At 63.5% G+C, this 19,624-nt stretch carries 22 protein-coding genes; 2 read left to right on the top strand and 20 right to left on the bottom strand.

Going from position 1 to position 19,624, the window contains the following annotated elements; all coding sequences use genetic code 11:
* Positions 1-5: 5 nt before the first annotated feature.
* The 20 genes from F817_RS0107610 to F817_RS0107705 all read right to left on the bottom strand — a co-directional run bounded on the left by F817_RS0107610 (position 6) and on the right by F817_RS0107705 (position 17,482).
* Complete coding sequence (locus F817_RS0107610) at positions 6-389, bottom strand: hypothetical protein (RefSeq protein WP_024327090.1); 384 nt, start codon at positions 387-389, stop codon at positions 6-8.
* Positions 390-434: 45 nt separating this feature from the next.
* A complete protein-coding gene (locus F817_RS0107615; protein WP_024327091.1) occupies positions 435-1,478 on the bottom strand; it encodes a lipoate--protein ligase family protein in 1,044 nt (347 codons plus the stop codon).
* A gap of 3 nt (positions 1,479-1,481) precedes the next feature.
* A complete protein-coding gene (locus F817_RS0107620) occupies positions 1,482-1,910 on the bottom strand; it encodes a hypothetical protein (protein WP_024327092.1) in 429 nt (142 codons plus the stop codon).
* 154 nt (positions 1,911-2,064) lie between these two features.
* A complete protein-coding gene (locus F817_RS0107625) occupies positions 2,065-3,021 on the bottom strand; it encodes a hypothetical protein (protein ID WP_024327093.1) in 957 nt (318 codons plus the stop codon).
* A 205-nt stretch (positions 3,022-3,226) separates the two neighbouring features.
* A complete protein-coding gene (locus F817_RS0107630) occupies positions 3,227-4,501 on the bottom strand; it encodes an OmpP1/FadL family transporter (RefSeq protein ID WP_024327094.1) in 1,275 nt (424 codons plus the stop codon).
* Positions 4,502-4,785: 284 nt separating this feature from the next.
* Positions 4,786-5,958, bottom strand: coding sequence for a radical SAM protein (locus tag F817_RS0107635; RefSeq protein ID WP_019571180.1), 1,173 nt, complete (start codon positions 5,956-5,958; stop codon positions 4,786-4,788).
* Positions 5,959-6,012: 54 nt separating this feature from the next.
* Positions 6,013-7,095 (bottom strand): NAD(P)/FAD-dependent oxidoreductase, encoded by a 1,083-nt coding sequence (locus F817_RS0107640; protein WP_024327095.1) that lies wholly within the window; start codon positions 7,093-7,095, stop codon positions 6,013-6,015.
* Between the two features lie 22 nt (positions 7,096-7,117).
* Positions 7,118-8,212, bottom strand: coding sequence for a biotin/lipoate A/B protein ligase family protein (locus tag F817_RS0107645; protein ID WP_024327096.1), 1,095 nt, complete (start codon positions 8,210-8,212; stop codon positions 7,118-7,120).
* Positions 8,205-9,386 (bottom strand): radical SAM protein, encoded by a 1,182-nt coding sequence (locus tag F817_RS0107650; RefSeq protein WP_024327097.1) that lies wholly within the window; start codon positions 9,384-9,386, stop codon positions 8,205-8,207. Before F817_RS0107650 ends, F817_RS0107645 begins: the two co-directional genes overlap by 8 nt.
* A 105-nt stretch (positions 9,387-9,491) precedes the next feature.
* Positions 9,492-9,929: a glycine cleavage system protein H gene (locus tag F817_RS0107655; protein WP_081644468.1), complete on the bottom strand. Its 438-nt coding sequence runs from the start codon at positions 9,927-9,929 to the stop codon at positions 9,492-9,494.
* Positions 9,930-9,965: 36 nt separating this feature from the next.
* The gene (locus tag F817_RS0107660) at positions 9,966-10,373 is read right to left on the bottom strand and encodes a DsrE family protein (protein WP_024327099.1); all 408 of its coding nucleotides are present in this window, start codon (positions 10,371-10,373) and stop codon (positions 9,966-9,968) included.
* A gap of 8 nt (positions 10,374-10,381) precedes the next feature.
* Positions 10,382-10,828 carry a glycine cleavage system protein H gene (locus tag F817_RS0107665; protein ID WP_018867548.1) on the bottom strand — a complete coding sequence of 149 codons (447 nt, stop codon included), beginning with the start codon at positions 10,826-10,828 and terminating at the stop codon, positions 10,382-10,384.
* A 110-nt stretch (positions 10,829-10,938) separates the two neighbouring features.
* Entirely contained in the window at positions 10,939-11,850 is a 912-nt protein-coding gene (locus F817_RS0107670) for a CoB--CoM heterodisulfide reductase iron-sulfur subunit B family protein (protein WP_024327100.1), read from the bottom strand.
* A complete protein-coding gene (locus tag F817_RS0107675; protein ID WP_024327101.1) occupies positions 11,843-12,559 on the bottom strand; it encodes a 4Fe-4S dicluster domain-containing protein in 717 nt (238 codons plus the stop codon). The genes F817_RS0107670 and F817_RS0107675 overlap by 8 nt, the downstream gene beginning before the upstream one ends.
* Positions 12,560-12,608: 49 nt before the next feature.
* Positions 12,609-13,445, bottom strand: coding sequence for a hypothetical protein (locus F817_RS0107680; RefSeq protein ID WP_024327102.1), 837 nt, complete (start codon positions 13,443-13,445; stop codon positions 12,609-12,611).
* Positions 13,420-14,448 (bottom strand): FAD-dependent oxidoreductase, encoded by a 1,029-nt coding sequence (locus tag F817_RS0107685; protein ID WP_024327103.1) that lies wholly within the window; start codon positions 14,446-14,448, stop codon positions 13,420-13,422. Before F817_RS0107685 ends, F817_RS0107680 begins: the two co-directional genes overlap by 26 nt.
* Before the next feature lie 23 nt (positions 14,449-14,471).
* Positions 14,472-15,878, bottom strand: coding sequence for a heterodisulfide reductase-related iron-sulfur binding cluster (locus F817_RS0107690; protein ID WP_024327104.1), 1,407 nt, complete (start codon positions 15,876-15,878; stop codon positions 14,472-14,474).
* Between the two features lie 43 nt (positions 15,879-15,921).
* On the bottom strand, positions 15,922-16,596 hold the full coding sequence (locus F817_RS0107695) for a 4Fe-4S dicluster domain-containing protein (protein WP_017941141.1): 675 nt from the start codon (positions 16,594-16,596) through the stop codon (positions 15,922-15,924).
* A gap of 188 nt (positions 16,597-16,784) precedes the next feature.
* The gene (locus F817_RS0107700) at positions 16,785-17,015 is read right to left on the bottom strand and encodes a sulfurtransferase TusA family protein (protein ID WP_017941140.1); all 231 of its coding nucleotides are present in this window, start codon (positions 17,013-17,015) and stop codon (positions 16,785-16,787) included.
* 137 nt (positions 17,016-17,152) lie between these two features.
* The gene (locus F817_RS0107705; protein WP_024327105.1) at positions 17,153-17,482 is read right to left on the bottom strand and encodes a rhodanese-like domain-containing protein; all 330 of its coding nucleotides are present in this window, start codon (positions 17,480-17,482) and stop codon (positions 17,153-17,155) included.
* Between the two features lie 194 nt (positions 17,483-17,676).
* On the opposite strand from F817_RS0107705, the gene F817_RS0107710 reads away from it, so the two are divergent.
* Together F817_RS0107710 and F817_RS0107715 are read left to right on the top strand one after the other, a co-directional pair.
* On the top strand, positions 17,677-18,030 hold the full coding sequence (locus F817_RS0107710; protein ID WP_051132334.1) for a hypothetical protein: 354 nt from the start codon (positions 17,677-17,679) through the stop codon (positions 18,028-18,030).
* A gap of 55 nt (positions 18,031-18,085) precedes the next feature.
* Positions 18,086-19,528 (top strand): M48 family metalloprotease, encoded by a 1,443-nt coding sequence (locus tag F817_RS0107715; protein WP_024327107.1) that lies wholly within the window; start codon positions 18,086-18,088, stop codon positions 19,526-19,528.
* Positions 19,529-19,624: the final 96 nt, after the last annotated feature.

A 19,624-nucleotide genomic window follows, 5' to 3' on the forward strand; every position in this document is an offset into this window, starting at 1 on the left:
ACCCGTTACCAGTCGTACTGGCGGATGAACTCGGGCAGCTTGTCGATCATGTCGTCACGCCCGAAGAAGCGGTCGGCGCGCGCCAGGCGCATCTCGTCCTGGATGTCCTGATCACCGCCGAAACAGAATACCGGAAGGTTGATCTGGTATTCCATGCGCAGCATCCGTATCACGTCCAGGGGATCGAAGGCCTCGATCTCGTCCAGATCCAGCAGCAGGAAACGGTACAGCAGCACTTCGTTCCACGGCCCGAGTTCATCCAGGTCGGTTACCCGGTGCAACTGCCAGTCCTCCGGCAACTGGGCCTGCAGGCGCTCGGTCAGCGCGGCATCCTGAGTCATCAGGATCAGGCGCTTCTCGAGGCGGCGTTCGATCGTCGGTTCGGACATGCGACTTCTCCGGCGTTCGCGGTCGTGGGGCGCGGAACGAGCGGCTCAGGCCGCCGAGATCCCGCGATAAAGCCCGTCAATACGGGCACTGATCTCGTCCACCATGCGGGCCTCGAGCTGGCCGTTCAAGCGCGAACGCACGCGCAGGCGTTCCGGGGACTCACCGATCAGGCGCGCCTCGAGGATCGCGGTCGTCGCGGGGTCCTCGCACCAGATGCGCGCGATGTGCGAGCCCTGCACATGGAGCCGCAGGCGACCACAGGCGCCGCGGGTTTCGAACACGTGGTTGTCGCGATTCACGCGGATGCCGTCGCGCACGGACGGCGAACCCTGCCCGTCGGCCAGGTCCTCCAGCTCCTCGCGTCCGGCAGCCAGCCACTGGTCAAGCGTGCCTGGATCCGGCTCGACCGTCCGCACCGGAACGCCGAAGCGGCGTTCCAGCACCGCCCGCAGCGCCGACTCCACCTGCGCGGATCCCGGGGGTTGCGGGCACTGGCGGGCGCAGTCGGTCATGCCGGTCTCCAGGGCCGGGCGCAGCCAGTCACGGTAGCCCTCGCTGGGAGCGTGCACGCAGGCCAGGAAGCGCTCGACCGGGAAATACCGCAGAAAGCTCGCTCCGAAGACGCAGCCCTCGTCGAGCGTCGCCGCGCCGGTGCCCATGATCTTGCGCCCCTGCACCCAGACATCCTGCCCGCGAGCCTCCACCCCCTCGAGCCCGAGCTCGCGCAGGACATCCATCGCGATCCCGAGGCCCATAGCGAACAGGTGGCGATGGCCACGCGCGAGGACATGGCGCGGCTGGATCAGGAAGAAGCAGGCCTGGTCGGCATCCACCCAGACAGAGCCGCCTCCCAGAGGGCGGCGGACCACCGGGACACCCTGCTCGACGCAGGCCGCCAGATCCAGATCGGTCGCCGCATCCTGACTGGCCCCGACCGAGATGTGCGGCTCTCGCGCATGCGTCCACAGGACACGCGGCGGTGCATCGGGCGTGGTGGATGCCGCCAGGCCGGTATACAGCGCATGGAGTTCTTCGGCGGACCGGGCCCCGGCGTCGATCCACTCCGGGGTTACCGTCGATGCGACCAAATGTCAGCCCTCGGTCTTGCCCTGTCCGGCACCGGAGTCGTCTGGCTTCTCCTCCTGGCCGGGCTGATAGAAGTAGCGAAAATAGAAGTCACTGCGCGAGAGGTCCTCGTACAGCTTGGCGCGCTCCTCGACCCCGCTGCGCATAATCTCGACCATGGCCATGGCCTGCTCGCCATCGATGATGTGGATACCACCGGTCAACTCCTGGTCGGTGTCGAGGAAGTGCGCGGCCAGTTCCTCCGGCTCCTGGATGTAGACCAGGAACGACTTGCACTCGGGGTCCTCCAGATCCAGGGGCTGCATCACGATCTTGCCCAGCCAGGCCAGACGCGCCACCTGGTTGAACTGGTGGATATCGAGCTTCTTGCCTTTCTTGTACTTGTTGAGTTCGTTGCGGATCTCGCCAATATTGGCGATCTTCATCGATTTCATGGATGTGCATCCTGCCGCGAGTGTTGCGGGAGCATAAAACAACTGCGTGCCCGGGCCGTAAAAAAACCCCGGCAGACCGGGGTTCTTGAGTGGGGCACGCGGGAATTCCGCCGCCCCTCGCGCCGTTCCATGGCGCGTACGGATTATAGCGGGGTTACCACTCGAACCCGCTGTCTTCCGGTTCTTCAAAGCCGGCGACTTCTTTCAGGGTCTCCTCCAGGGCGCCGGGCGAGCTGCGCAGGCGCATGAAGCTGTTGTCCCCCAGCATCCGCAGATCCGGGAAGTGCAGCGCCTTGCGGAAACGCATGTGCAGCGCCTCCACTTCGCCCCCGCGGACCAGGATCTCGATCGGCACCGTCGCGGTATGGCGGAACTCGCCCACGTCCACGATGCCGAGCTGGTGCAGGTCGGCGGAGTCCTGGTCGGCCCCGTCCGCCTCGCGCACGGCCACGCCGATCACGGTGACGTCCTGCCCCGGGATGTCCACCCGGTAGACCTCGCTGACCCCGGAGACGCGGGATGCGAGATTGCCATCCAGCTCGCTCAGCGCCGCCCGCCTGGAGCCATGACTGGCCAGCTCGTACGGCGCATCAAAGCGCTCCATGCCGAAGGTATAGCGGTAGCGATTCAGGTCGCGTTCGCTCATCCCGTCCTCGGAACCGAACTCGCGCTCGGCACCCAGGGTACTGGCCAGACGGCTGGCGACGCCCGTTACCGGACGGTCCAGACGATAGGCGTGACGGAAATACTCCAGGTTGTTGTAGCTCACCTGCAGCTCGCCATCGACCGCCGTCACGGCCACCCGGATCGGGGCGATATACCCGCCGCGCTCCTCGGATCCGGCGACGGACAGCAGGTCATCGTGGGTGACCACGACCACATGACGGTCATTACTGACGGGGTATTCACCCAGGAACCGAAAGTCGGCTCCCTCCAGGCGTTCCCGCACACTGGCGGCCTCGGCGGAGACATCCGTCCCCGAGTCGGTGTAGGCCAGCACGAACGGACGGTAATTGTCCGCCGCCACGGTCTGGCTCGCCGCGAACAGCGCAATGGCCGCGACCATGCCGACGGCGCGGACACTCCCGCGCAAGGCGTGGATTGCTCGCATGGCATCCTCCTTTGAATTCTCTAATAAGTTCGAGCGGAACGCTCGGCAGGAAAAAGGGCCCGGAACGCACCCCCCGGTGCGTCACGAACTTCAGAATCACCCGCCTTCCCTGGCGGATCCGGCCTTCCCCTCAAGGCCGGTGCACCCTCCCGGGCACACGACACCGAAGCCCGCGGCGGTCAGGCGACCGCCCCGGGCCTCCCGATCAGAACCGGTACGCGTACCCGATCTCGAGCTCGTACTGCTTCATCTCGATCGTGCCCAGTGTCCCCTGCTGGTCAATGGGCCCGGTCACATCGTTGCTCGGGGCATACATGGCCGCAAAGCTCAGCTCGGAGTTGGCACCAATCCCCTTGGTGAACCCCATGGTCAGATGGTCCTTCATGACAGCCGGCGCCAGGATGTTCAGACCAACGTCACGGGAGCCAATTGGGTTCTGACCACGGTTGTAACCAACGCGCCAGGTCCAGTCATTACCCGCCTCGAACTGGGCACCAATCTTGAAGATATTGATATCACTCCAGCCAAATCCAGGTCCGTTGTCAGAACCAAAGGGTGCCTGATTCGTACTGGGGTTCGAAACGGCCGCTACGTCCGTATAGTTGATGCGCTGGTAATCGGCCATCACCGTAATGCTGGGCGTGACGTCCACAGAAACCCCCAGACCATAGGTTGACGGAATATCGAAACTACCACCCTCGGCGAAAAGCCCTGAATAGTCGTCGAAATCACCGTTCCGGATCTTGGAGCGGTAGCTTGCGCCGAGTCGAACGCCCTCGGCCACTTCGGCCTGCATGCCGATTTGAGCACCGTAACCCCACGTGGTGTCGGTCGCCCCGCCCGTGAAGAAGCTATCGGCATTGGTCGTGCCGCGCTGATCGAAAAGCACGCCTTTGGCGCTAAAGCGCTGATAGCTGATGATCGGACTGAATCCGACGCTCACGCGCCCATCAGCAAATTTCTGGGCGTAGGTCGGGATGATCGCCAACTGCTCCAGGTCCACCCCCGCCGAACCGTTACAGAAGAGACCATCACCGCTCGCATCTTCAGGAAGCTGATTCGGATCACACGTGGGGTTCGGGAAAGCGGGGTAGTTGGTATTCATCCCTCCGTTACCCAGCAGGGCAATACCCCAGGATCGGTCCTCGTCGATCTGCTGGACATAACCAACGGACGGAATGAAGAAGTTTTCGCTATCGGAATCGACCGTCCCCATACCCTCGATGGTTACGGAACGTTCGGGACGGAAGTAGGCGAGGGAGCCGTCGATGCGGGTTTCCATGCCGGCGATGCCGGCGGGGTTGATGCCCGGGGCGTAGGAATCCTGGGAGATCGCCATGCCGACGCCCCCCATGCCCTTGGCCTTGGTGCCGTAACCGTGGGCGAAGTAGCCGTTGGTGGCGTGGGCGACGCCGGCGGAGCCCATGGTCAGGCCGACCGCGATCGTCACCAGGCTGCGGCGAATGATGCGTGCTTCCATTTTGTATCTCCTTTGGTGGTCTTCTTGTTGTCTTGTACGAACACCCCGGTTACGCGCGGCCCCCTTGTAATGCCGCCGGTCCGGTCTTGATGGTGTTCCCACGGCCCGCGCCACGGTGACCGACCGTGTTGCGGGTTTTCCGGCAGGTGTGTTCAAGGGCACTCGGGCGAATGGCCTTGATAACCCTGCTCGAAACCTGAATATTCAAAAAAACTTATTGATCCCCTGACGTGCGAAAGCCCCGGGGGTGCCGGGGCTTTCGCTGGATACTACCACTATCGTTTTCAGGCTGTCTTCTCGTCTTCTGTCTCGTCGGCGTCGAAGTCGAAGGTGCCGACATCCTCCCCGGCCATTTGCCGCTGGACGAACCCGACATCGGTCGAGTTGAGAGCAAACGGGAAGGACAGGATGTCCGTCGGGCTGGAATCGCCATACGGGCGGTTGCAGGCCGAGACCTCCTCGTCCGACTTGCCGGGGCAGCCGGAGGTCTGGAACGGCTTGCCGGAGGCGATCAGTTCCTCGACCTCGGACTGCGGCAGACCGAAGTCCACCACCTGGCCATCATTGTTGAACTTCATGTCGTCGATACGGCCACCGGCGTAGTCGATCACGAAGCGGCCCAGCTGCACGCGGCGCCACTGGTCGCGCGGGACCGGGTTCCAGTCTTCCATCAGCGAGCCCTCTTCCGGGAAGAAGGCGAACATGTGGTTGTGGCCGCCCAGGTCGCGGATACGCTGGCAGACCTGCAGGATCTCTTCCTCGGTCTCGCCCATGCCGCAGATCAGGTGCGCGCCGAACTTTTCCGGCCCGAAGATCTCGGCGGCCCACTCGATGGACTGCCAGTACTTGTCCCAGGTGTGCGGGCTCTCCACCGACTTGCCGCGGGTGCGCTCGAAGATCTCCGGGGTCACCGCGTCCAGCGCGACGGTGAAGATGTCCGCGCCCTTGTCGCGCAGGAGCTGGAGGTCTTCATAGCTCATGGTGGTCGGATTGGACAGGATCGACACCGGGATATGGTTGACCTCGGCGACCCAGCGCTCCAGCAGCTCGACGGTGTCGGCGTCGGAGTTCGGGTGGGTGATCATGGAGATGCACATGCGCTCGAACTGGCCGGCATCGGCATGGTTCTTCACGCGCTCGATCACCTCGTCGTACTTGGCGGTGGGCCAGTCGACGCGGATGAAGTTGCGGTCGGCGTAGTCGCGCGATTCCTCGCGGTGGCGGGCCAGGCCGCAGTAGGAACAGTTGGCGCGGCAGCCTTCCGGGTAGGTCACCAGGAGGTTCAGGCAGTGCGTGCAGGACGTGCGATGCATGGTGCCCGGCACCAGGCCCAGCGTGATCGCGGCCGCGGTGGACATCTGCACGTACTCCGGCGAACGCATGTCCGGGGTCTTGATGTGATAGTCGGGCCGGTAAAAGTTGATCGGCGCGACCATCTCCTCTGCACTTGCACTCATGGAATTCCTCCAGCGTTGTCTCGGGGATGCCAGGCATCCGTCGACCGGGTCCGATTACGCGGCCCGGTCACCATCGTTGAAATACTCGGAAAATGCAATCCATCCGCGGCGCTGGGTGGCATCTTCCTGCGCCCGCGGGGTCCGCCAGTGTTCGTTGAGAAAGGCGCGTCGCTCGCAGGCCCGGCCCAGCGCCGGTCCGTACTGGTCGCGCATCTCCTCGTCGTAGTCGGCGAAGGCCTCGTCGTCGCCTTCGAGGTGGCCGATCGCGGCCTCTCCCGCGGCCTCACCCGACACCACCGCGGCGGCGATGCCCGCCCCGGTAATCGGGTGTGTCAGGCCGGCGGCATCGCCGACGAACAGCACGTCCCCCGCTACCAGGGAGTCGCGCAGCCCACCGACCGGGATCGCCCCGCCGGTGCGGTAGCGGATCTCTTCGCCTAGCAGGCCCTGCTCTACGAGCTGGGCATGCAGCGACTCCAGCGGGGCCTTCAGATCACCGGCGATCCGCTTGTCGGCACCCAGGCCGAGGTTGGCCCACTCGCCCTTGGGGAAGAGCCAGGCATAGCCGCCGGGGTAATCGTCGGAGAGCCAGACGTCGGTGGCGGTATAGGCCTTTTTCAGCGGCACGGTGTACTGGCGCGTCTGCACCGTGGGCAGAGACTCCAGGCCGAGCGATTCGGCAACCGGAGAATGCGGACCGTCGGCGGCAATCAGCACGCGATAGCCGACCTCCTGCTCCGCCCCCTGATGCTTCACCCGGGCGACGTGACGCTCGGCATCCACCGCCATCAGCGGCGTGGAGGTGACCAGCTGCGCCCCGTTCGCCTCGGCCGCGCGGATGATGGCGCGGTCGAACTCGCCGCGATCCACCATCAACCCGGGGAAGTCGGAATGCTCCACGGCCCCGGAGGGCAGGAAGCTCTGCATGGAATCGATGCGCTGCAGCAGAACGCCCTCCGGCTTCGCATAGGCGCCCATCGGGTTGGGGATAAACTCGGCGCACTGCACTGGCTCGCCAAACGCCTTGTTGCGCTCAACCGCCAGCACCGACAGCCCGGCAGCGGCACACACACGCGCGGCGGAGGCCCCGCCGGGCCCCAGCCCCACCACCAGGACATCGACCCTGGACGGCAGCATCAGCGAAGACCCCCGGCGCGGCTCACTGCGCGGCCGCCGGGTCGACCTCGGCCTGTGCCAGGGCCGACTGGATGGCGGCGATGAAGTCATCCACCGTCAGCTGTAGCATCTCGACATCCCGCTCGGCGAAAAAGGCGCGGACGCGATCCTCCATCTCGGCCTGCGGGGTATCGCGCAGGGCGGCTTCCAGATCCGCGATGGTACGCGCCGGCTTGACGAAGATATCCCCGGTAATCCAGAGCTGCTTGAGGCGCTTGCGCTCGGGATCCAGCGCCGCGCCCACGCGCATCAGGCCACCGTCGGACTTGAAGATGCTCTCGAACATCGGCGCATCGGTCGCCGGGCGGTTGCGCTGGTACACCCACTCCTCGGTATCGATCTCGGCCAGGGCCTCGTCGAAGGCGCGACGCTCTTCCGGCAGCAGATCGGCGGCCTCGGTGCGCACGCCGAACTCCTCGGCGAAGGCACGTGCGATGGCATCCTTCACCACGTCCAGGGCGGGCATGTCGTCCAGCAGCGTGGCCAGGTTCACCACGCGGTCGCGGGCGGATTCGATCGCCTTGTTGGAGAGCTTCTCGGCCGGGATGCGCAGGATGCGCAGCATGTCCTCGACATCGAACTCGATCAGCAGCGTGCCCTGGTACATGACCGACTCGCCATCGAAAGCGCCGCCGGTACCGGAGATCTTCCGGCCATCCACCTCGATATCGTTCCGGGGACGGAACTGCGCGTCCACACCGAGCGAGCGCATGCCGGCCGCCGCGGCATTGCAGATGCGCGCGGCGATCTTTCCCATGTCCGCCGTGCCGAGGAAGCGCTTGTCCAGGTACAGCTCCCAGCCCAGCTGCGTGGCATCGAAATAGATCGCGCCACCGCCGGTAATCCGGCGCTGGATCGCGATCCCGTTCGCCTTGCAGTACTCGGTATTGATTTCCTGGTCGACGTTCTGGTGGAAGCCCACCAGCGCGCAGGGCTCGAACTGCAGGAACCGCAGGGTGTGTGGAGAAACGCCTTCCTGGTGGCATTCCAGCAGCGAGCGGTTGAAGGCCATGTTCTCCGCAGCCGGGCGCAGCCCGGTATCGAGGATGCGCAGAAGCCCTTGATCGCGTTCAGGCATGGCAGCCACCCCCGGCCGCAATCTCGCCGCCTTCGGTCACGATGCGGATCCCGCCAAGGCCCTGGCGCGCCTTGCGCTCCTGCTCGCGGCGACGAGCCTCCTCGGCCACGATAGTGTCGAGGTCCAGCTCCACGCCGCTGCCCGCACCGGCATCCTCGGCCATCACCTCGTCGCCCACCGCGATGGAGCAGCAGGCGGGCGTGACCCGGACCTTCTTGCCCAGGCGCGCAGCGAGTTCCACCACACCCTCGGCCGGGTGTGCGATACCGGACAGGCCGGCCATCACGGCGTAGCTGTCGATCTGGCTCTTGGCCTCTCCCGGCGGACGGGCGCAGCCCAGCAACAGCGAGGTGTCGCCCAGACGTTCGCGGGCATCGTGGAAGAAGCGACCGACCGCGTGCACGTCGGGGGTTTCGAACGGCCGGCTGGCCGGGGCGTAGAACGGCATCACCACCACCAGCACCACTGCATCCGGCAGATGCCGCGCCAGCATCTCCAGCGCGTTCCACTCACCCAGGAGCTTGCCGTAATGCAGGCCGATCACGATATGCGGGACGACCTTCATGTTGGTGTTCACCAGGCTCTCGAGGGTGCGCTCGAAGTCGTCGACACTGCGGCGGAGGTGATAGACCTGCGTGATCGTGTCCTGGGCACCGATCACGTCCATCATGGCGGCGTCGATCCCCGCCTGTTCCATGGACAACGCGATATCGTCGTCGACCAGCGCGGTGTGCATCGCGATGCGAAACTCGGGGAATTCGTCCTTGATGCGGCGGATGGTCGAGTAGTACGGGTCGTACTCGACCTCGTTGCGATGGTTGGAGCCACCGGTCAGGAGCATGCCCTGAGCGCCGGACTCGATCACGCCATTCACCTGGCGCCAGAGATCCTCCGGGGTGCGGACGGGGATCATCGGTTCCAGGATCTTGGCCTTGCAGTGATCGCAGGCCAGCTTGCAGTCGCCGCCGGTGATCGACATCGCCGGCCAGGCACTCTTGCCACAATCGGCAATTTCGCTGGACTGGTAGGACTTGAACGTCGGGGTGTAGAAATGTACCGAACCCGGGTCCTCTGCGTGTCGCAGGCTATGCTGGAGGTCATTAACCAGCGACGGATCGACAGGGACATCCTCGAGGGGCTCTACCCGCTGGATGACATCGTTCCAGCTCGTCATGGGCATTCTCCGGGTCGGCGAATTTCTTGAAGGTTTTACTCGGGTATTACCGAAAAAAAGGGGCCGCCGACCTCGAGGGAACGGCGGCCCGGACCGGAAACGGGATCAGCAGCCGCCGAAACCGTCCGCTTCCATCTTGGCCTCGAAGGCCGACAGGGCGTCGGAGCCGGTCTTCAGATCACCGATTTCGCCATCCCAGTCTTCCGGCTTGAGCTTGATCAGCCAGCCTTCGCCGTAGGGATCTTCGTTGATCAGGCCCGGGTTCGCCGCAACCTTGTCGTTGGTCTCGGTGACTTCACCGGTGACCGGGGTCTTCGCCGGGCCCACCCACTTGCCGGATTCAACGGTGGTGCAGGACTTGTCCTTCTTGACCGTCTTGCCGACCTTCTTCGGGGTGTAGGACACGATCGTGCCCGCCAGCGAACAGGCGTAGGAAGTCAGGCCGACCGTCGCGGTACCGTCGCTTTCCTTGCGCACCCAAACGTTGTTTTCAACGTTGTACATCAGATCTTCCGGAATATCACAACCCCGAACTGCACCCATGTCTTCCTCCAGGAATATTCAAATAAAGCGGGAAAATTAAAACGTTATCGTTTTATCACTACGTAGTATCAGGTCGGCTAGTTCGCTCGCCCGATTCACTTCATCGACGGCGTCGATGAGATCCAAAGACGCGTCGATTCTATACCCCGGCAGCGCGGGCTGGCAAACGTGCAGGCGCACTCCGGCGCGTTTTGCGTCCTGGATAAAATCCTTGATCAGCTTGCCGTCTTCCATGGCCCGCAAGTCGTCCGCGACACCCTTCTCCATCAGCCGCACACCTTCCATCGTAAAGAAGATGTACACGTCCACATCCATGGACGCCATGACGGAACCGAGATAGAACGGCGTGGCACAGCGCCCCGGCGTCGACGGGCCCGAGGTCATGATGATCACGACCAGCTGCTCGTCGTTGTCCAGGTAATAGTCGTCGTCGAGATCCGCCATGGTATCGCTCACCGAAGTTTGCGCTGGCACTGGATGTCGTCATCCTTGGCCCGCTTGCAGTAGCCTTCCTCGGCCTTGTCGCCGGTCAGGAATTCTTCCAGCGCGGCCTCCACGCCGTTGGTCGGCTCCACACGGGCAATCCAGGCGTTGTAAGGGTCGGAGTTCAACAGCACTGGGTTCTCCAGAACCTCGTCGTTCCCCTCGACAATCTTGCAATCGATAAAGTTGGGAATAGGTCCCGCCCACTTCCCGCTTTCGATCGTTGCGACTGGCTTGCCCGGCGGCCGGCGCGTACCCGGACGGCGAACCCGCACGTGGATAATCTTGCCCGCAATGGTCTGCGACAGGTCCGTCATGCCCACCGTGAGCGTGTCGTCGTCCTCACGGCGCAGCCAGATCTGGAACTCGTCGTCGTAGAACAGTTCAGGGTGAAACTCGCAGCCGTTGCAATCCATGTTTCGCCTCGTTCCCGGGACCGAGCGGGCCCGTGCCTCCACAAAAAACGGGCGCCTGGCGCCCGTCTTCTGAACTCATCGATGGGCCATGCTGGGCATGGATCCGGGGGTCAGATGACCCCCTTCTCCTTCAGCAGGCCAATCGAGTCACTCACGTTCTCGTGAATGCCCAGCTTGCGTGGGGACAGCCCCATGGCCAGACCCAGCAGCTGAGTGAAGTACAGCACCTTCACGTCGGTCTTGATGCCGAACTCGGTCTCGGCACGCACCTGGTGCATCTCCAGACCGGAGTGGCAGGTCGGGCATTCGGTGGCGATCACTTCTGCCCCGGAATCTTCCGCCGACTGCAGGAGATTCAGCACCAGCTGGGTCGAGGTGTCCGAATCCGACAGGGTATGCGCGCCGCCACAGCAGGAGGTCTTCAGCGGGTAGTCCACATTCACCGCGCCCGCGGCACCCAGAAGGTCGTCCATGAAATGCGGCTGGTAGCTGGAGTCCGAGCCCGGACCGTTGTCCTTCTCGGGGAAGATCTGCCGCGGCCGCGTGTACATGCAGCCGTAGTAGTTCGCGATCTTGATCCCGTTGAGGCTCTTGGTCATCTTCTGCTTGATGCCTTCCGGCCCCAGCTCTTCCATCAGCCACTCGAGCAGATGAAGAGTCCGCACGTCACCGCTGTAGACCGGATCATCGGACTTGCGCGCCAGATCCTGGACGGTGTTCATCGCGTCCTCGGAGGTGGCGGTCTCGTATTCGGCCTTCTTCAGGTTGTGGTAGCAACCATTGCAGGGGGCCATCACGGTGTCCATGCCCATCTGCTCGGAGGCGATCGCCATGTTCCGTGCGGAGAGGTAGGTTTGCAGCATGGGGTGAACGTTCTTCACCTCCATCGCGCCGCAGCAGTTCCAGTCGCGCAGGTTCTCCATCTCGAGCCCCAGCGCCTTGACCAGCACGCGGGTGGAGCGGTCGTACGGGCCACCGGACCCCTCAAGCGCGCAACCCGGATAGTAAGCAACCTTAGCCATGAGCGGCCTCCTTCTGTTCGCGCACGTAGTTCTTCAGCACGTCCCCGGTCTTGCCCCAGGACTTGGTGCGCGGCGTGTGAATCGTGTTGAAGCCCATCGTCATAAGGTGCTTCACCGGCAGGTGCTTCATCATCCGGAACACGAACACCTTCAGCCACTCCTGAAGAAGGGGCTGACCGGTCTTCTTGAAGAAGTTCTGCATGACCTTGCCGTCTTCGATGCGGCCGGTCTTGTAGATCTGATCGGCGAACTCTTCGTCAAAGTGCGTGGACGGGGCCTTCTCGGTGATCCCTTCGTCTTCCATCCAGTGCGCCAGCGCCTTCATCACGCCTTCCGGCTTCACGTCCTTCGGGCAGATGTTGGTGCACTTGTTGCAGGACACGCACTGCCAGATGATGTCCTTGTCCTTGACCAGCTCTTCCTTCATGCCGAGGCGGGTCAGGTAGATCCAGTAACGCGGATTGAACTGCACGTTCTGCGCATACATCGTGCAGGAGTTGGTGCAGGACCCGCACTGCCAGCAGCGGTGAACGTTCTCCGCACCCGTGTAGGTCTGGATCTTCGCCTCGAAATCGTCGTCGTAATCGCGGACCGTGCGCGGGGCGATCATGGTGTTCCAGTGCCCGGACACATCCACCCCGTCGACCACCAGCTCGTCGTGCTGCTGGAGTCGTTCGTCCTCGATTAGTGCCTTTTCATGTATTGCCATGACGTCTCTCCGAAAACCTGGGTTGCCAGGCTCAAGTTCGTTCCGTTATTCAATGCAGCGACGCATCGGTTCCTTTCAGGCGACCTTCCGGGGAATCGATCCCCAGCATCTTCACGGCCAGTTCCAGTGGGTCCTGCTTGGCGCCGAACTGGTTGTCGATCATCCCCAGACTCATCGAGAGGGCCCGGGCGTAATCCGAGTAGGCCTGCACCCAGACCAGATCCGTCACGAACGGCAGGTCGCGGTAGAAGCCTTCCTCGGCGAGTGCATCGTAGAACCAGCGCCTGGCTCCCTCGATGGCCCCGACCGACTCCCCTATGGGGATGGAGCGGAGCGTGTCATTCCCGCGGATGAACTCCCGCAACGCGCCCGTGGTGGTTGACGTATCCCAGACCCAGCGACAGACCAGCGGAACCGCTTCCGGATCCGCGAAATGCAGGATCTCGGCACCGAAGTCCCAGATCGCCCTGCGCAGTTTCTTGTCATCCGCGGCCAGATCCGCAAAGACCGCCAGACGTTCGTTGACATCCACATCCGGCCGAACAAGGCCGCGCATGCCGTCGACCAGCGCCCCCTGGCGTTCCGCCATCAGCGAGCCAAGCTTGCGTCGAACCGAAAAGACCAGCCCGCCGAGCGCGCGAACATCTTCGGCATCAATCTCGTCGCCCTTGGCCACAATCGCCGCGAACACCTCGTGCTTGGACCGCAACGCCTCGATGAATGTCTCCAGACCGTCGACCCCGCCTGCCTCGGCGATGGCCTCTCTCAGACTCGAGAGCTTGGACCCGAGGATCTCCTTGTCAAAGGTGACCTCAAGCGGCTCCGGGGCGAGCCCCGAAGCCGCTTCGTCGCTTACAACCTCAGCCGGCTTTCTGAACCAGCGCATGCAGATCCGCTACCGCGCGGCCACCCGCGGCGGCACCCTGGGCGATCGAATCGTCGATCGTCTCGGGACCGTAGGCCGCACCGCAGGAGTAAACCCCCTTGCGGGTGGTGCCACAGGTGTTGGTGTACTGCTCGGCCTTTTCGATAAAGCCGTGCTTTTCGAGGCCCACACCGAAGACTTGGGAGATCTCGGGATTGTCGGCGTTCGGATCCATACCAATAGCGTGCACGACGATGTCGAACGGGATGATGATCGGACGCTTGACCAGGGTGTCTTCACCCTTGACCAGCAAACGACCGTCTCCCGAGGCGGTCACTTCCGCGATACGCGCCTTGACGAACTTGGTTTTGAACTCTTCCTGGGACTTCCAGTAGAACTTGTCTTCGTACAGGCCGAAGGTGCGGATGTCCATGTAGTAGATGAACACGTCGGTCTCGGGCGAGATCTCCTTGATCTCCATCGCCAGGTTGGCGGAGACGGTGCAGCAGATCTTCGAGCACCACTCGCGGCCGATCTGACGGTCACGGGAACCGACGCACAGCAGGATGCACACCCGCTCCGGCACACGGCCGTCGGACGGGCAGGCGATCTTGCCGCTGGCCACCATCTGTTCCATCTGGGTGGTGGTCAGGACGTCTTCGTAGGTCCCGAAGCCCCACTCCGGCTTGTTGATGGAGTCGAAATGGGTGAAGCCGGTTGCCAGGACCACGGCGCCCGCCTGGACGGATTCGCCGTTGGTCAGCGTGGCGGTGAAGTTACCCGCCTCCCCTTCCAGCTTCTCGACTTTGGCACTCTTGTGCACGGTCGAGTTGGCGTCGTCTTCCACGCGCTTGACCATGCGGCCAATCGCGTCCTTGGCCCACTCGCCGGAGGGCACCAGCTTGGCGTAGCCCGACAGAATCGGCGCGCCCCCCAGGACGTCTTCCTTCTCGACGACCACGGCCTTGTAGCCGGCCGAGTTGACATTCGCGGCGGCGGCCAGCCCGGCCGGCCCGCCACCCACTACTAGAACGGTATCTTGCTGCATCAGACCTTGCCCCCGTAAGCGAGTTCAGGATTGTAGAGGTATTCGATATTCCCGGCTTCGACTTCCTTCAGGTACTCCTGGAAGGTCTTCTTGGCCTCGGACCAGGACATGCCCATCTTCTCGACCAGATCCTCGCAGGGCGACGCGTGCCACTGCAGCTGGACGATCTTGAACGGGTCCGCGCCGCAGGCCAGGGCCGCGAACTGGACTTCCGCCATGATCGGAATCTGGAAGTTCTGGTTGTGGGCCTTGCCGATCCACTGGTTCTTGTCCATCGTCGTGACACAGCCGGTATCGTTGGCCAGCATCACGTCGGCGTTGGCTTCCTCGCGGGCCACACGGATCTTGCGATCCATCGTGAACGAGCGAGTGAATTCACGCTCGGAGATGATGTGACGGAAGCCGAAGCCGCAGCAGTCGTACCACGTGGAGTAGTCGATCACCTGCGCACCCAGGGCCTGGGCGGTCGAGGTGATGATCGCGGTACGGTTGCCGCCCAGCACGGACGGATCGTACACCGCGTCTTCGTGGACCATCTTGTAGTAATGGCAGGCCACGTGGGCGGTGGTACGGATGTTGGAGACGTCGATGGTCTGCAGCTCGGAGGCGATGCGGTTGCGCATCACGTGCACCCACTCGGAGTAGTGGATGATCTCTTCCGGGATGACCAGCTTGCCGTCGACCAGGCGCCCCAGCTTGCCGAGGATCTTGGTGACCTTCTCGCGCAGCTCGGCGGACTCGACCAGATACTTGCGGATCTCCTTGTAGTTGCCGAAGGAGGTGCCGCAATGCACCAGCGGGAAGAAATGACCCAGCTCGTGGCCGTGCTGCTTGCCGGAGACGTACGCCTGGTGGAAGTTGCGCAGGAATACGGCGGCGAGCGACTCGACGTTCCCGATACCGGAGCCGTGGTAGTTCCAGGCGGTGCAGGAGGTCTGGTCGGTCTCGTCCAGGTAGTCCTTGCCCGGCTCGAAGCCGAACTTGTTCATGAACCACAGCAGCGAGGTCGGGTAGCCCGGGATGTTGCCGCACTGGCCACAGGACTTGTGATGCCACAGCTGCTTGGTCGGGACCTTCTTTTCCCAGCCGAACAGGGTGTTCACCGTGGCTGGCTCGTGCTCATCCCCGATGCGATGGATGATGATCTGACCGTCCTTTTCGAGCTCGTACATGTGCTCGCGGACGTCGTCCATGCGGTCGCCGAGGTCGATGGTGCGGCGGTCGACGTGCTTGCGCACCCAGTCGGTGGCCTTGACCGCGTCTTCCTTCGACAGGTCGGTCGACTGGAAGAACGAGCCGTGACCGGCAATGCCCTGGCCGTCGGTGTTGTGGTAGCCGGGCTTCATGGTGCCGGCACCGGCACCTTCACCATTCTGGTTGTGGTTGCCTGGGGTCTGTTCACTCATAACGCTTCTCCTGATGTCTTGGATGCGGGAACGGGCCGACGGGTTATTCGTCGTCTTCCTCTTCCTGCTCCTCGAGCCAGTCTTCGTAGTCCTCGCGCTTCTCGTCGATGAAGTCCTCGATCACGTCGAAGAGGTTCTCGTCCATCAGCTCGAGGGACTTCAGAACCCCGGTCATTTCCCAGATGGTGTACATCTCGACCGAGGTCTTCAGCGACACTTCCCAGGCGGTCTCGACCGTCTGCAGCGTCTTCACCGGAATCGCCTTGCGCAGGATGCGCAGGTCGCCTTCCACCTTCTGGATGTTGGGACCCCAGTCGGGGAAGTGATCGGGCTGGATCATGTCGGGCGACAACTGGTTGCCCGTGGTGATCAGCTTGAGCATGACGCGGCCGAACGGACGGAGGACGTCCTTGGCGGACTGCATCTCGTGCTTGATAGCCACTTCGCGCATGATCGCGACCAGGCCACCGGGGGAGTTCTTGAACGGGCAGCGCGCCGCACAGGTCATGCACTGGGCGCAGGCCCAGATCTTTTCCTGCATCGCGTCGTAGATCTGCTCGACGTTTTCGGTCCAGAGCAGCTGGACGATCTCGCGCGGCGAGTAATCGTAGAACTGGGCGGACGGGCACGTGGCCGTGCAGATCCCGCAGTTCAGGCAGCCGTTGAGCTCGTGGTCGTAGCGAAAATCTCCGCGAATGTCGTCGAAGATTTGCTGCATCTCAGCGTATGTCGCCATATCTCACACCTCTTCGCTTTAGGCGATGCAGGTTTCTTGTGAACCTTGCGCAGCCAGCCTAGACCTCGTCCAGGCACCAATCCAGTTACCGCATGGCAACCATCGTTATTCAGGATTCGGGGCGGCCAACCCTTGCGGATTGCCGCCCCGAATCAAGCGTTTGAAACGCTTCAGGCTTTCTTCACGAGGAAGTAGAACTTGCCGCCTTCTTCCTTGTGTTCCATCAGCTCATTGCCGGTCTGCTTGGCGAACGCCTGGAAGTCCTTCACGGCGCCCGGGTCGGTGGCGATGATGTGCAGAACCTGACCGGCATCCATCGCGGCGAGCGCCTTCTTGGCGCGCAGGATGGGCAGCGGGCAGTTCAGGCCGGAAGCATCGAGTTCTTGGTCAAAGTTGGCCATCGTTTCTCTCCTTTGAGTGCGTTTTATCAGTCGGGTACTGCAGTCCGAATCGGGCCCTGAACGCGACAGCCACGACCGAACGGTTACCTGCCGAATTCCCCCTTATAGGCGAAACGGCATCGGAATACAACCGAATTCTAATCCGGGCTTACCACCGGTTTGCCCGTCTGCGCCCAGCCCACGATGCCGCCGCGCAGGTTGTTTGCAGTCTCCACACCCTGCTGGGCAAGGAAGGCACAGGCCTGGGCGGACCGTGCCCCGCTCTGGCAGTAAATCACCAGGGGCGTATCGTCGCCGGTGAACTCGTCCTTGCGCATCGGCAAGGTCGCCAGCGGGATTAACTCGGCGCCCGGAATGACACCGCGACCGGTCTCGCCCGGCGAACGCACGTCGAGCAGGCGGAATGTCTTGCCCTCGTTCCGCCACTGTTCCAGCTCGTCCGGGGTGATCTCGGCAAATCCGTACACGCTGCGCTCCGGGTCATCTCGTGAAAACCGAACTCTCGCGGCAACCACCGCCCTTGGCAGGGGCTGACTCGGTAGAGTGGGCGCGGAGCATAGCGAAACCCGCCACAAATGCAAACAAGACCGACCCACGGGAGGTGGATGGTCGCCCGCGGGGAAAACTTTTGCTATCGTCGCCCCCGCTTAAGGAAACGCTGATGCATAATGATCAGCTTCACTGCTTCGCGGAGGATATCCCGGTGGACAAGAGCGAATTCCAGGTGGACGGCCACTACGCCGTCACGCTGAAAGACGAGAACGGCAAGCTGCGCCCCGCCAACATCTATGTGCACGACATGCAGGACGACTACATGATCGCGCGCCGGACCTCCGGTGGCGACGTCGGACTGCTGTTCAAGATGAGCTATGACGACGTGGTCAAGATCGTTCGCACCCACAAGGTGCTGGACCGCAAGAAGTTCATGGTGCCCGAGGCGATGCTGAAGCCGAAGCTGTGGGAAACCCGTGACAGCATGCGCACCTATTCGTCGGCTCCGGGGCTTGGCAAGTAACCACGCCCCCCGGCATGACCGCATGAGGGGGCCGGCGCCCGTCGGCCCCCGCGGCATGCATTCCGTTTTCCATTTCCTGCTCGCGGCCCTTCTGGCACTCGCGAGCCTGGCGGCGACGCCGACCCATGCAAGCGGTGTATCCCTGCCCGATCTCGGCGAGGCTTCCGGGGGCGTACTGACGCCGGCGGAGGAGCGCGAACTCGGGCGCTCGCTGTTGCGCGAGGTTCGCCGTACAGCGCCCCTGGTCACGGACCCCGAAGTCGTCTTCTACGTCGATTCCCTGGGACGCCAGCTACTGGCCAACGCACCCAGCGCGGACGGACCGTTCTACTTCCTGACCATCGACAACGACCAGGTCAACGCCTTCGCGATGCCCGGCGGCATCATCGGCATCCATGCCGGACTGATGCTCGAGGTCCGTGACGAGGCGGAGCTCGCGGCCGTCATGGCACACGAGATCGCCCACGTGACCCAACGCCACCTCGCACGCATGTTCGCGCGTGGGCGCGACATCAACTTCACCACCGGTCTGGCGATCCTGGCCGGCATCCTTGCCTCGGCGGTGGACCCCACCCTGGGCTCGGCCGTCATCACCGGCGGCGTGGCCGGCGGTATCCAGCAACAGATCAACTTCACCCGCGCCAACGAGGCCGAGGCCGACCGCGCCGGGATGCAGATCCTGCAGGGCACCGGATTCGACCCGCACGCGATGGCGGATTTCTTCGAACGCCTGCAGGAGCTCTCGCGCGGCGTCGGCGACCAGGTGCCGGAATACCTGCGCACCCACCCCGTGACCCTCGACCGCATCACCGACGCCCGCAACCGGGCCAGCCAGATGGCCGCCACCGACACCCGTGACCGCGGCCCCGAATTCGAATGGATGCAGGCGCGAATGCAGGCGCTGAAGGACCCGCGGCGCACCCTGGAACGCATCCGTGCGACCGACTCCCCCTCTCCTCCACGGCGCTATGGCGCGGCCGTCGCCCATCTTGAACGGGGCGAGCCCGGGCGCGCGCGCGAACAGCTCGAGCGCATCGACGCCGCGGACGCACCCGGCCTTACCCTCGAACTCGCGTTCACCGCACTGCTGCGCGAGGAAGGCGACCACGAAGAGGCGCTCGACCGGCTACAGGATCTGGATGCGGTGTACCCCGGCCACCCGGTGATCCGTGAGCGGCTGGCCCGCGTCCACCGCGACATCGGGCAGCCCGACCGCGCCATTCGCATCCTGTCCGACATGATCCGCCAGGAAACCGCGCCCAACCCGGAGCTCCTGCGCCTGCAGGCCGACATCGCCGACGCCGCCGGGTATATTGCAATCAGTCGGGAAGCCATGGCCGAATACTTCTTTCACCGCGCCCAGTACGAAGAGGCGGTCCGGCAATTCGAGGCTGCCATGGATGCCTCGGACGCCAGCGAACGCGACCGCCAGCGTATCGAGGACAAACGCGATTCGGCCCGCGAGACCGCACGCGAGGCCCGCGAGGGGCGCCGATAGCCGAACACCCGATGGGAATGTTCCCGCCGGGCGGCTCGTCTATCCAGCGGCATATCACCACCGCTATCCATTCATCAACGACCAACCCGGAATAGA

This window comes from Thioalkalivibrio sp. AKL19 (assembly GCF_000420165.1).
Classification (GTDB): domain Bacteria; phylum Pseudomonadota; class Gammaproteobacteria; order Ectothiorhodospirales; family Ectothiorhodospiraceae; genus Thioalkalivibrio.